At 71.6% G+C, this 12,513-nt stretch carries 11 protein-coding genes; 6 read left to right on the forward strand and 5 right to left on the reverse strand.

The window, feature by feature from the left end; genetic code table 11:
- Positions 1-796: non-reducing end alpha-L-arabinofuranosidase family hydrolase (locus WBN91_RS00005; protein WP_443217632.1), on the reverse strand; the 796-nt coding region annotated here is incomplete at its 3' end.
- A 395-nt stretch (positions 797-1,191) separates the two neighbouring features.
- Here WBN91_RS00005 and WBN91_RS00010 point away from each other — a divergent pair.
- From WBN91_RS00010 to WBN91_RS00020, 3 genes are all read left to right on the forward strand, one after another.
- Entirely contained in the window at positions 1,192-1,575 is a 384-nt protein-coding gene (locus tag WBN91_RS00010; RefSeq protein WP_337721762.1) for a hypothetical protein, read from the forward strand.
- A gap of 53 nt (positions 1,576-1,628) precedes the next feature.
- Positions 1,629-2,240 (forward strand): DUF305 domain-containing protein, encoded by a 612-nt coding sequence (locus WBN91_RS00015; RefSeq protein ID WP_337721763.1) that lies wholly within the window; start codon positions 1,629-1,631, stop codon positions 2,238-2,240.
- Positions 2,241-2,386: 146 nt separating this feature from the next.
- Positions 2,387-3,226 carry an alpha/beta hydrolase gene (locus tag WBN91_RS00020; protein WP_337721764.1) on the forward strand — a complete coding sequence of 280 codons (840 nt, stop codon included), beginning with the start codon at positions 2,387-2,389 and terminating at the stop codon, positions 3,224-3,226.
- On the opposite strand, the gene WBN91_RS00025 is transcribed toward WBN91_RS00020, so the two are convergent.
- Positions 3,223-3,789 (reverse strand): helix-turn-helix transcriptional regulator, encoded by a 567-nt coding sequence (locus WBN91_RS00025; RefSeq protein ID WP_337721765.1) that lies wholly within the window; start codon positions 3,787-3,789, stop codon positions 3,223-3,225. The genes WBN91_RS00020 and WBN91_RS00025 overlap by 4 nt on opposite strands.
- Before the next feature lie 109 nt (positions 3,790-3,898).
- Complete coding sequence (locus WBN91_RS00030; protein ID WP_337721766.1) at positions 3,899-4,096, reverse strand: hypothetical protein; 198 nt, start codon at positions 4,094-4,096, stop codon at positions 3,899-3,901.
- A 186-nt stretch (positions 4,097-4,282) separates the two neighbouring features.
- On the opposite strand from WBN91_RS00030, the gene WBN91_RS00035 reads away from it, so the two are divergent.
- A complete protein-coding gene (locus WBN91_RS00035; RefSeq protein ID WP_337721767.1) occupies positions 4,283-5,251 on the forward strand; it encodes an L-threonylcarbamoyladenylate synthase in 969 nt (322 codons plus the stop codon).
- Positions 5,252-5,367: 116 nt separating this feature from the next.
- Here the strand turns inward: WBN91_RS00035 and WBN91_RS00040 are convergent, their stop codons facing one another.
- Together WBN91_RS00040 and WBN91_RS00045 are read right to left on the reverse strand one after the other, a co-directional pair.
- Positions 5,368-5,748, reverse strand: coding sequence for a hypothetical protein (locus WBN91_RS00040; RefSeq protein WP_337721768.1), 381 nt, complete (start codon positions 5,746-5,748; stop codon positions 5,368-5,370).
- A 10-nt stretch (positions 5,749-5,758) separates the two neighbouring features.
- Complete coding sequence (locus WBN91_RS00045) at positions 5,759-9,457, reverse strand: hypothetical protein (protein ID WP_337721769.1); 3,699 nt, start codon at positions 9,455-9,457, stop codon at positions 5,759-5,761.
- A gap of 576 nt (positions 9,458-10,033) precedes the next feature.
- On the opposite strand from WBN91_RS00045, the gene WBN91_RS00050 reads away from it, so the two are divergent.
- Positions 10,034-10,564 (forward strand): hypothetical protein, encoded by a 531-nt coding sequence (locus tag WBN91_RS00050; protein ID WP_337721770.1) that lies wholly within the window; start codon positions 10,034-10,036, stop codon positions 10,562-10,564.
- Positions 10,565-10,587: 23 nt separating this feature from the next.
- Positions 10,588-12,387: a ricin-type beta-trefoil lectin domain protein gene (locus tag WBN91_RS00055; RefSeq protein ID WP_337721771.1), complete on the forward strand. Its 1,800-nt coding sequence runs from the start codon at positions 10,588-10,590 to the stop codon at positions 12,385-12,387.
- Positions 12,388-12,513 lie beyond the last annotated feature (126 nt).

A 12,513-nucleotide genomic window follows, 5' to 3' on the forward strand; every position in this document is an offset into this window, starting at 1 on the left:
ACCAGTTGGTGAACAACCCGAAGTTCATCGAACCCCAGCTGTCGCCGAAGTCGTGCGTGGTCCCGTAGACCAGGTGCTTGCCGTTGTGCATGACGGTGGTGAAGTCCTTGAGCGACACCCAACCCGACCTCGGGTTGGCCAGCACACCCGTCGACGTCCAGCGGTAGGTCGACGGCAGCGAGCACCCGCCGCCCTGCGAGGTGGTCGTCGTGGTGGTGCCGCCGCCGACGCGGACGAGCTGCCACTGCTGGTTGGCGCCACCCCAGTCGCTGTACTGCACGACGTTGCCGCCGTCGTTGGTCGCCGCGCCCTGCACCTCGACGGCCTTGTTGCTGTTGCGGTTGATCAGCCGCACGTAGCCGCCGTCGGAGTCGGCGAGCCGGAACTGCTGGTTGTTGCCGCCGTGGTCGGACCACTGGATGATGGCGGCGCCGTCGGCCGTGGAGGCGCCGGACACGTCGAGGACCTTGCCCGACAGCCGCGACTTGACCCGGTAGTAGCCGCCGCCGGAGTCGACGAACTGCCACTGCTGCTGGTTGCCGTCGTTGCGGGTCCACTGGGTGATGCGGGCGCCGTCGTTCGTGGCGAGGTTGTAGACGTCCAGCGCCTTGCCGCTGTTGCGGTTGATCAGCACGTACCAGGCGGTCGTGTCGACGGTCGCCGCGGACGCGGGCGCCGCGCTGAAGGCCGCCACCATCCCGCCGAGCAGCATGGCGACGGCAGCGGTGACACCGGCCACGCGACGCCCTCGGGATCGTCGAACGGCGGTGGGCGGGTGATGGCCAGATCCGACCATGTCCGTGCTCCTCTTCGCTGAGGTGGGTGCGAACCGCGGGCAACATTCACACGACCGCGTGCGCCGAGCGGGCCTTTGTGCGGACACTTGTCAGGTCGGCGTGGACAATCCCGGTACCGGAGGCGGACACACGGACAGGGATGCCACTGGCGCGGGTGCCGGTCGCATTCTCCAAACTCTGGAGGACGATCTCCGTTCGGTCAAGGTGCGACGAAAAAGTTTCGGACGGCATTGTCGATTGCTAAAAATAACGCGAATACGTTTAGCAGGTGAGCCCGCTGCGGCCGAGCGGAGTAGTGCCACAAGAATGCTTAGCCCGAAAAACAATCACGGAATTGGCGCGCGGTCGGGGACCCCCGGCACCGATACCCCCAGGGGGTGTGTATCCTGGCGGCGTGTTCAGCCGTGCGCGAGCTCTGCGGTGGGTCCTCGTGTGGGCCGTCGCGCTCGCGCTGGTCGGGATGCACCACCTGAGCACGCAGCAACCCGGCGGCCACGCGGCGGCGAGTGCCGCGGTCGCGGTCGACGACTGCTGCCCGCACGCCGGGACGTCCGAGCACGCGCCCACACAGGACGGTGGGCACGACCTGCTGCACCTGTGCCTGGCGATCCTGTCCGCCGCTTTGGTGCTGGCACTGACCTTGCTCGCGGCAAACAGCTTGGCGAACTCGACGAACGTCCACACCTTCGCCGCGCGGGTGGCGAGGCTGCGCGCACCTCCCTTAAGACCACGCGGTGCACCGGCACTGCTGGCGAGCCTCTGCGTCCTGAGGTTGTGAGGGTCTGTCCACAACGGACACGACCTTGTCGGACACCATTCACAGAGGACACCATGACCAGGAAGAACCTGGTCGGGGCGGCGCTTGCCGTCCTGACCACCGGACTCGTGCTCGCCGGCTGCGGCTCCGAAACCGGTAGCGGCCACGACATGAGCACGATGCAGAGCACGACCAGCGCCGCCGCCACGCAGTCCGGCGATCGCAACGACGCGGACGTCACCTTCGCCCGCGGCATGATCCCCCACCACATCGGCGCGCTCGACATGGCCAAGCTCGTCGAAGGCCGCACGTCCAACCCCAAGGTCCTCGACCTCGCCGCGCGGATCGAGAAAGCCCAGGACCCGGAGATCAAAATCATGACCGGGTGGCTGAAGAACTGGGGTGCCGAAGTGCCCGCCACGACCGGGATGCCGGGCATGGACCACGGCGACGCCGGCCACGGCACGGACTCGGCGGAGCTGGAAAAGCTCAAGCACGCCAAGGACGCCGAGTTCGACACGCTGTTCCTGGTGATGATGATCAAGCACCACCAGGGTGCGATCGACATGTCGAACACCGAGTTGCAGCAGGGTCGCAACGCGGAGGCCAAGGAACTGGCCCAGCGGATCGTCGACGGCCAGCAGGCCGAGATCGACGAGATGAAGAGCCTGCTGCCCGCGGGCTGAGTTCCGGTTCCCCCGCGTCACGCCCGGGAGGCGTGGCGCGGGGGCTCGGTCTCCGCGGTTCGCCACTGGGGTGTTTCGGGGATTCGCGCCGCGTCGGGCGTCCGTAGGTTTCGCCTCGTCACAGGCACTTTCCGAAGGGATCGGCGATGGCGGTCAGCGGGCACGAGGCGGAGCAGGTCGAGCGGGCCAACGGCAGTGGGCGGGTGCCGGTGGTGTTCATCCACGGGTTGTGGTTGTTGCCCGGCAGTTGGGCGCGGTGGGTGGGGGTGTTCGAGGACGCCGGGTACGCGGCGGTCGTGCCGGACTGGCCGGGGGACCCCGAGACGGTCGCGGAGGCCAACGCGCACCCCGAGACGTTGGCCGGGCACACCGTCGGCGAGGTCGCGGACCACGTGCAGGAGGTGATCGGCGGGTTGACCCGCAAGCCCGCGGTGGTCGGGCACTCGTTCGGCGGGCTGTTGACGCAGATCCTCGCCGGGCGCGGGGTGTCGGCGGCGTCGGTGGCCATCGATCCCGCGCCGTTCCGGGGTGTGCTGCCGCTGCCGGTGTCGTCGTTGCGGGCGGCGTTGCCGGTGTTGGGCAACCCCGCCAACCGGGGCCGGGCGGTGCCGTTGACCTACGAGCAGTTCCGGTTCTCCTTCGCCAACGCGGTGCCGGAGGAGGAGGCGCGGGCGTTGTTCGAGGAGTTCGCCGTGCCCACGCCGGGCGCGCCGCTGTTCCAGGCGGCGTTCGCGAACCTCAACCCGTGGACGGAGGTCAAGGTCGACACCGACAACCCCGAGCGCGGCCCGTTGCTGATCGTCAGCGGCGAGAAGGACAACACCGTGCCGTGGGCGATCGCCAACGCGTCCTTCAAGCAGCAGAAGGACAACCCGGGCGTGACGGAGATCGTGGAGCTGCCGGGCCGGGGCCACTCGCTGACCATCGACCACGGGTGGCGCGACGTGGCGCAGACGACGTTGGAGTTCGTGAAGCGGTTCGCCTAGCGCAGCACCAGGCGGATCTGGCGGCGCGAGGTCACGTCGAGCTTCCGGAAGACCTTGCGCAGGTGGTACTCGACGGTGCTGACGCTGAGGAACAGCGTGGTCGCGATCTCCTGGTTGGTGGCGCCGTCGGCGACCAGGGCCGCGATCCGCGCCTCCTGCGGGGTCAGCTCGGCGGTCTCGGGACGGGCAGCGGTCCCGGGACGGGCGGCGGCGGTGCGGGGGCTGCCGCCGGCGGTCTGTTCGGTGCGGGGGCTGCCGCCGGCGGCGCGCAGCTCCTGTTCGGCGCGGCGGGCGAACGCGGTGGCGCCCATGCCGGTGAACAGCTCGTGGGCGGTGCGCAGACTGGTCGTCGCCTCGGCCCGTCTGCGGCGGCGGCGCAGCCACTCGCCGTGGAGGAGGTGGGCGCGGGCGAGGTCGGGGGTCAGCGGGGTGCGGCCCAGGCGGTCGACGGCTTCCCGGTGGTGCGGCTCGGCGTCCTCGGTGGTCAGGACGCTGGCGCGGGCCAGCAGGCCACGCGCCCAGGGCGTGCCGCTCGCCTCGGCGCGGTGCGGACACGCCTCCACATGGATGACGCCATCAACGAAAACAATGACCCAAGGGCAAACATGTGCTGCGACCATTCTTGGTGTCATCCGTCGGCAAATCCTTCATCGCTCCGGACGGCGTCCCCGATCACCGTGCGGCCCCGGGTGGCCGGGGGTGCGAGGAGGCGAGGATCGAGCCGACCCGTTCGATCACGGGCAGGGTCTCGTAGAGCAGCCGGCCGAGGTTCAGTCCCTTGTCCCCGAGCACGACCATCAGGGACACACCCCCGATGGCGTACACGGCCATGTAGCCGGCGCTGCCGAACACCACGGTCTGGCTGAGCACGATCGAGTGAATCGACCTGTTTCGTGTAACTCGACAAGTCGACTGTCCGGTTTCTTTGCCCACATATTCGCGAATGATTGACACGGCTCCCACTCGGCACCACGGGCACCCGCCGGCCGGTCTGCCCGCCGGCCGTATCCTGGGTCGTCCACCAGCCCGTATCGAGCGAACGACGAGAGGCCGAGGGTGACGGCGACGACCAGCGACATCGAGAAGGCGGCCGAGGTGCTGCGCGCCGGTGGCCTGGTGGCGCTCCCGACCGAGACCGTCTACGGACTGGGCGCCAACGCCGAGGACCCCGCCGCGGTCGCCCGCGTCTTCGAGGCCAAGGGCCGACCGCCCAACCACCCGTTGATCGTCCACATCGGCGCGGCCGAGCAGCTGGACGACTGGGTAGCCGACGTGCCGGAAACCGCGCGCCTGCTCGCCGAGCACTGCTGGCCCGGCCCACTCACCCTGGTCCTGCGACGCGGCCCGCGGGTCCCCCTAGCCGCAACCGGCGGCCTGGAGACGGTCGCCGTGCGCGTCCCCGCCCACCCCGTCGCCCTGGCCCTCCTGTCCGCCTTCGGCGGCGCGATCGCGGCCCCCTCCGCCAACCGCTTCGGCTCGGTCAGCCCCACCACAGCCGCCCACGTCCGCGCGGACTTGGGAGACGCCGTCGACTTCGTGCTCGACGGCGGCCCCTGCGACGTCGGCGTCGAGTCCACCATCGTCGACGCCACAGGCGAAACCCCCACGATCCTGCGCCCCGGCGGCGTGACCCGCGAGGACCTCGAAGCGGTACTGGGCCGCCCGATCACCGTCGGCACGACAACCCGTGTCCGGGTGCCAGGACAACACCCTTCGCACTACGCGCCCCGCGCCCGGGTCGTCCTGGTCGAGCCCGACGAGATCCCCGCCGAAGCACAACGCGCACAGGAGGAGGGCCACCAGGTAGGCGTCTTCCTCCCGCCCTCCCTCTCCGACACACAGGTAAAGGCGCACGCCGTCGTGACGGTCCCGTCTTCCCCAACCGCTTACGCACGCGGCCTTTACGGATACCTGCGCGAACTGGACGAACTGGGCTGCGACCTCATCATCGCGTCCCTCCCCCCAGAACAAGGCCTGGGCCTGGCCCTGGCCAACCGCCTCCACCGCGCCGCCGGCCCCCGCTGACGACCCGAGGCTCCGCGGGGAGCAGGAACGCACGCAGCCGCCACCGTGCCGCCGGACGACCCGACCTCACCCCCTCGGTGGCACCTCACCCGTCGCGACCAGCAGCGTCCGTCTGCTCATTCCCCAGCATCCCCGTCCTGCCGAGCCGCACGCCGAACCCAGAAGTCCTTGCCGTCGCTCCACCGGATCGTCCCCTCCACAAGATCACGGACGAACAGGGCGAGGTAGTTGTCCGGGTGCGCCGCGGAAACGGCTTCGGCGGCCGGGAGCATGTCCTCCCGGATGATCCGCACGATGTCGGCTGCCTGCTCATCGTCGAACTTGGCCAGCGCGAAGATCAAAGTGGGGGTTTCCCGCAGGAAGGCCGCGACCTCCTGGTCCCGCACGCGATCCGCGATGAAGTAGATCACCCACGAGGCCGCCCCGCTGGTCGCATCCCAGCTGAAGGTCTCGTCCGGGTGATCACCCGGACGGTTGAGGAAGAAGCTCGCTGACATCGCAACGTCCTTACGGGATGATGATGAAAACGCGAGGCCCGAGGGTCTTGACGTACTGCTCCATGACCGCCAGTTGTTGCGGCGAGAGGTTGATCGCGTAGATGGGCACGTAGTCCGCTTTCGCCAGGTGCGACGGGATCTTCGCGTTCTGGAAGTTGGGCCACGCGGTGTCGAAGTAGGAGCCTGCGATGGTGAGCGCGTCGTAGGTCTTCCCGTTCGTGTCGATCCAGTCCGGGGTCGGCGGCGTGGTCTTGCCGTGGTGCACGACCGGCACCCGGGTCAAGTGCACGCCGAGGTTGTTTTCCAGCCACACCGCGATGTTGTACTCGTTGACATCGAACCTGTTCCCCGTCGCGGGGTCGATACCCAGCCACACGCGGCGCTCGGCCTCGGCCAGCTCCGCGAGAGAGATGACCTTGCCGGCCGTGGACTGGCGCACCAGGTGCGTCCGGGTGGTCAGCCATTCCATGACCCCGGCCAGTCGGAGGCCGATGGCGGCCGACGTGCCGCCCGCGTACGCGGCGGCCGTCCAGGCGTGGAAGAAAGCCATGCCCTCCGGCGCGAGCGACAGCATGATGCCGTTGCAGACCACCGACGCGATGCACGCCCCGACGGCGACCGTGGCGATCAGCAGCGTCTCGGCGACCAGGGCCGTCCGGACGATGACTCCGAGGACGTCGAGGAGCACGTTCGCCGCGTCCAGCTGGACCTTCGACGCGAAGTCCGGGCTGAGCACCTCCGCCGTGCAGTTCTGGTAGAGCGGGCTCTCCCGGACGTGCCCGTAGAGGTTGTCGCACAGCGCGCCGTTGACGAAGGCGCGTTCCGTGCGTTCCTCCGCGGTCGCGGTGATCATGCGGATGCACTCGGCGCGCTTGTCGGCGTCGCCGCTGTACCTGTTCTGGCAGTACTCGCCCTGGCGCAGCCTCTGCAACGCGATGGCGTCGTCGATCTTGCCGATGGCGGCCTCGAACGCCGCCTCCGCCGCCACCTGCGCGGCCCGCGCGTCCTCGCCGGCGTCGATCTTGGCGGCGTAGGCGCGCTTGGCCGAGTGGTAGGCGTCCTGCGCGAAGCCCGCCGCCTGGTCGGCCGACGCCTGCGCGTACACCGCCGACCTGGACGCCGCGCGGGCCGAGGACTGCGCCGACGCGGCGGCGGACGCGGCCGTGCGCGCCGAGTCCGCGGCCTGCTGGGCCGACCGTTCCGCCGACGCGGCGGACTCGCGGGCCGACTGCGCGTGACCCGCCGCCTCGCCGGCGAAGTCCCGCGCCTGCTGCGCGTACCCCGAGGCTTCCTCGGCCGCCCCGCGTGCCACGGCCGCGGCGGCCCGGGCTTCGAAGGAGTTCTGCACGGCGGTGGCCGCGGCGCTCGCGGCCTGGGCGAGGTAGCCGGACACCTCGGCGATGTGGGTGGCCGAGTCGGCGTCCTGCCGCAGCGCCGTGTACCGGCCCACTTCCAGGTAGTCGTGGACCACCGCGGGCGGGCCGTCCAGGGCGGCCTGCGCCATCGCCTTGGTCGCCGGGCCGCTGTCCGGCGCGGCGATGATCTGGTTGACCTTGACCCGGTCGTCCACCACGGCGGTGTTGAACCGGATCCGATTGAGGAAGTCCCGGTACGCGGCGCCGGTGCCCGCGTCCAGTGCCCGCTGCGCGGCCGACGCCGTGGCGGTGCGCCCCTGCTCACGCGCCGTGTTGAGGATGTTGTTGACCTTGACCCGGTCCTCGGTGTCGCGGCCCGGGTAGTCCTGCTCCCGCAGGAACCGGCGCACGTCGGCGTCGGAGCCCGCCAGCGCCGCGTTCGCCGCGTCGCGCAGCGCCTGGCTGCCCCGCTCGGCCACGGCCGCGAGGGTGATCCGGTCGTCCCGCGCGGCGGCGGTCTCGATGCCCGTCCGGACGTAGGCGGTCACCTCGGCGTCGGAGGCGATCAGCGCCGCGTCGGCCGCGGCCTTCGACCACGGGCCGCGCGAGTCGGCCAGCCGCAACGCGATCTTGCGGCCGTGCGACACGACGAGGGCCGGGTCGGCGCCGGCCGCGGTGGCCTCGGCGATCAGGCGGTTGGTCTCGGCGTCGCGGGCGGCGGCCTGTTCGGCGTCCCACGCCTGGGCGGCTTCGACCTTCTTCACGCCTTCCTTGGCGCGCATCGCGGAGACCCGGACCTTGTCCGCCTGCACGGCCAGGCGCTCGCTGTCGGCCGTGCGCGCGGCGCCGAAGATCTCACGGGCCTGGGTCGCGGCTTCCAACGCGGTGGTCGCGGCGGCGGTCGCGGCCTCCGCGTGCCTGGCCGCCTGCTCCGCGGCGTTCGCCGCGTTCCCCGCGTGCTCCGCCGCGTCGTCCGCGGCTGCCGCGGCGGTCAACGCGTCCTGCGCGGCCCGGCGTGCGGCGTCACGCGCGCGGTCGGCCGCGTTGGCCGCGACAACGGCGAACGCGTGCGCCGCGTTGGCGGCCCGAGTGGCCCGGTCGGCCATCGCTCGGGCGTGCGCTGCGGCGTTGCGCGCGGTGGCGCCGTCCGCGCCCGCCGCGGTGGCGTGGTCGGCCGCCTCGGCCGCGGCCTCGGCAGCCGCCGCCGAATTGGCGCCCGCGCTGCTCGCGGCCTGCGCCGCCGCGTCGGCGTTGCGCGCCGCGTCACCGGCGGCCGACGCTGCCGCCGCCGCCTCCTCGGCGCCGTCGGCGACACTGCGCGCGAACTGCGCGGCCGTGCGGGCGTCGGACGCCCGGCTCGCGTCGTCGACCGCCGCAGCCGCCGCGGAGTAGGCCCGCGACGCGGCCTGTCCGGCCATCGAGGCCGCGGTCGCCGCACGCGACGCGGCGTTCGCGGCGATCCACGCCGCCGAGCTCGCGGCGTTCGCCGCGCCGACGGCGTCCTGTGCGGCCACCGCTCCCCGCTCGGCCGCGTCCGCCGCCTCGGCCGCGGCCTTGGCCGCCTCGGCGGCGTTGCCCCGCGCGCTCTCGGTGGCGTCCGCCGCCTTCTGCGCCGCCGCCTTCGCGAGCGCGGCCTCGGTGACCGCGCGGTCGGCGGCGTCCTTGGCGCTCTGCGTCTCCTGCGCGGCGATCCCACTCGCGACCTTGGCCACGCCGGCCAGCTCCGCGACGGTGGCGGTCTCCTGGTCACGTGCTTGACCGATGGCCCAGTCCACGTCGAGGAACTGCTGGAACGCCTCGATCGTGCCGGCGTCGAGCGCGCGCTGACCGAGCTCGCGGGTGCGCGGCCCGGCCACGGCCACCACCTGGTTGACCCGCAGCCGCAGGTCCAGGGTGTGCGGGGCTCGCCATCCGTCGGTCAGGAACGTGCTGAGCGCCTCGTCGGTGCCGTTGTCCAGCGCGGTCTGCGCCGCGGCCCGCAGCTCCGGTCCGCCACTGGCCATCAACTGGTTGACCCGGACGCGGAGGTCCACGGAGTGCGGGGTGACCCAGCCGCTCTCCAGGAACGCGGTGACCGCCTCCGCCGTGCCCGCGTCCAACGCCCGCTGCGCGGCCTCCTTGACCACGAGACCACCGGTGTCGCGGATCTCGGCGACCCGGGTCCGCTCGTCGGCCTTGGCCGGGCCCGCCACGCCGCCGTCGAGGAAGGCCGAGATGTCGGCGGCGGACCCGACGAGGGCCGCCGCGGCGGCCTCCCGCACGGCCGGACCGCCCAGGCGCCACAGGCTCACCACCCTGGCGCGCTCGTTGCCGCGATCGACCTCCTCCGCGACGGCCTGCGGTGCGACCAGCAAGCCGGCGGTCGTGGTGAGTGCTATTGCAAATCCCAGTGCACGCCGCAATCGGCGGGCTGACGAGCGCATGATCCCCCCTGGGTCACACAAACGTGGCCGAACCCGGGAGCGATCCACGGGCCGACCGGACCTTAGCCGGTGCCCGGAAGAGTGCGCCAGAACGATCCTCACGCAACGCCCGATCGGCCGTCGAACGACGACGCCACCGCGAAGGCGCCCTGCTCGACCGCGTCGACAGCTCACCGGACAGCACCCTCGGCGGGCGAATGCCGTGGGGTCGGGGCGTTACAGGACGTGGGCGCGGATTTTGTGATCTGGCCCTCCCGCTTTCTCGCTACGGCGTCGAGACGGGTCGCCGGTAACGTGCCTCCCCGGTCGGTCCGGACGTGGTCCGCGACCGGCGGGGGGCACGCGCGGAGGGGTCCGCGCGTCTTGATCGTGGGGGCTGTGGCACACGGCGGCGAAGACCGCCACTTGCCGACTCCTGCCTTGCCTACCCGGTAGCGCCAACCACCGTCGCGCGCCCGCGCGGCGGTGGGTTCGTTGCAGCGGAACGGAAGGAAGAGGGGGAGGAAGATGAAATCGTTGTCGCGCGCGCTCACCGCCGCGCTCGTGGTCGCCGCCGTGGCGGTCGGCGGCATCGTGGTCGCCCAGGCCCAGCAGTCCACGACGTCCGACGAACAGCAACCGCTCGTCGAGGACTTCGCGTACCCGAACGCGGACCGGATCCTCGCGGAGGACAACGTCAAGCTGATCTCCGGCGACGGGCACATCCTCTACGTGCCGTGCGCCCAGCAGCCGGTCAACGGCATCGGGCTCATGGAGGTCCGGTCGACCGACCTGTCGATCGGACCGGACGAGGACGGGCTGATCTGCTTCAAGGTCACCGCGTCCAGCGGCTACCTGACGCTGCTGGTGCCCGACGTGTTCGAGATCCGCGGCGACGGTTTCGGCTCGACCGCGGGCCACAAGGGCACCGCCGTGGTCCGTTCCGAATCCGGCGAGCAGCGGACCGTGGACATCAAGCCCAACGAGTCCCAGCAGGTCGGCATCGGTGTGCCGGGCGGATCGCCGGACACGTTGCTGCGGTTGGAGGTCAAGCCGTGAGATCGAGGACGAGCGTTGCCCGCTTGACCGCTGCGAGCGTGGTCCTCGCCGGCGCCGTGCTGGGCACCGTGCCGGCGTCGGCGGTGTCCGGGGGGACCGTCGTGCCGAACGGCCAACTCCCGCAGGTGGTCAAGGTGAGCCTGGAGGGCAAGGCGTGTTCGGGCGTGGTGGTCGGCTACCGGTGGGTCCTGACCGCCGCGAACTGCTTCCCCGGCAACCCCTTCGGGGGTGAGCCCGTCACACCGGCGAAGGTGGTCGTGGACTCCGCGGTGGCGGACGTCGTCGGCTTGGTGCGCCGCGAGGACCGCGATGTCATGCTCGCCGAACTCTCCAGGAATGTGACCGGTGCGCTACCGCTGAGCGACGTCGCGGTCGCGACCGGCGGGTCGGTGCGCGCGGCCGGTTTCGGCCGGACGGCGACCGAATGGGTGTCCGACCGGCCGAGCGCCGCGACCTTCACGGTCACCGCCTCGTCCACGACGACCCTGGCCCTCGCCGGTGTCGACGGCCGGGACCTGTGCAAGGGCGACGCCGGCGGTCCGGTGCTGCGTGACGTCGACGGCAGCCCGCAGGTCGTCGGGATCGCCGGCACGTCGTGGCAGCACGGCTGCCTCGGCGCCGCCGCCGACGTCCGGCAGGGCAGCACCGCCACCCGGGTGGACGACATCGCCGGCTGGATCCGCGAGACCGTCTCGCCCGACCGCGCCCGTTTCGGTGCGATCGTGCAGCACGGCTACTGCATGGAAGTTGCCGATGGCCGCACCGAGGACGGCGCGGCCATCCGGTACGCCGACTGCGCCACGACCGACGACGCCAAGCAGCGGTTCACCAAGGCCACGGACGGCACCCTGCGGGTGATGGGCAAGTGCCTCGACGCGGCCGGCGCCGCCGTCGACCAGGTCGACCGACGCGTCCGCCTGTGGACGTGCGACGGGTCCGACCAGCAGAAGTGGACGGAGACCTTCGGTGTGAAGTCGCCGTGGAACAACAAGTGCCTGAACTGGCGCACGATCGCCGCCGGCACCGCGGTGACGACCGGTGGGTGCCCGGTCGGGAACATCTACGACCCCATCCTGCCCATCCGGTTCGCCGGCTTCGGCAACCTGGTCGGTGAGGGCTCGCAGTGCCTCGACGTGACCGGTGGACGGACGGAGGAAGGCGCCCCCCTGCGCAACGCCGCCTGCGTCGCGCCCACCTACCTCGCCACCGGCTCGCGGCAGAACATCACGGCCGCGCCGGACGGGTCGTTGCGGGTGTTCGACAAGTGCCTGGACGCCGCCGGGTCCCAGACCTCCGGTGTCGTGGGGTTGCGCACGTGCAACGGCTCCAGCCAGCAGAAGTGGCAGATCCGCGCCAACCGGAACATCGTGTCGACCTGGAACAGCCTGTGTCTGAGGGCGACCACCACCGAGAACGCCACCACCGTCCAGTGCCAGGCGGTGCCGAGCCAGCAGTGGACGCTCCGGGCGCCCGCGTCGCTCCCGGCCGGCGGTGACCGGCTGGTGCGCGGCGAGGAGTTGCGGGCGGACCAGTCGAAGTACTCGCCCGACGGCCGGACCCGGTTGACCATGCAGCCCGACGGCAACCTTGTCCTGTACAACGCGGCGGGCACCGTGTTGTGGCACACCGCCACCTACGGCACCGGGGCGACGTTCGCCACGCTCCAGGCCGACGGCAACTTCGTGGTGTACACCGCGCAGCGCCAACCCGTGTGGCAGACGCACACCTACAACTCCGCAGCGCAGCGGTTGGTCGTGCAGACCGACACCAACCTGGCGCTCTACGGCCCGGACGCCACGGTGTTCTGGCACCGGATGCAGTAGCCCGGTGAACACCTCGCCCGCCGTGGTCCGGCGGGCGAGGTGTTTCGGGGTCGTGAAGTGCCCGTTCGTCCCAAGTCCGGCGCCGGGGACCCTGCCGGTCAACCCCCAGGTCGGCGGGGTGTCGTT

It is taken from the genome of Saccharothrix sp. CCNWYY140, assembly GCF_037401995.1.
GTDB lineage: Bacteria > Actinomycetota > Actinomycetes > Mycobacteriales > Pseudonocardiaceae > Actinosynnema.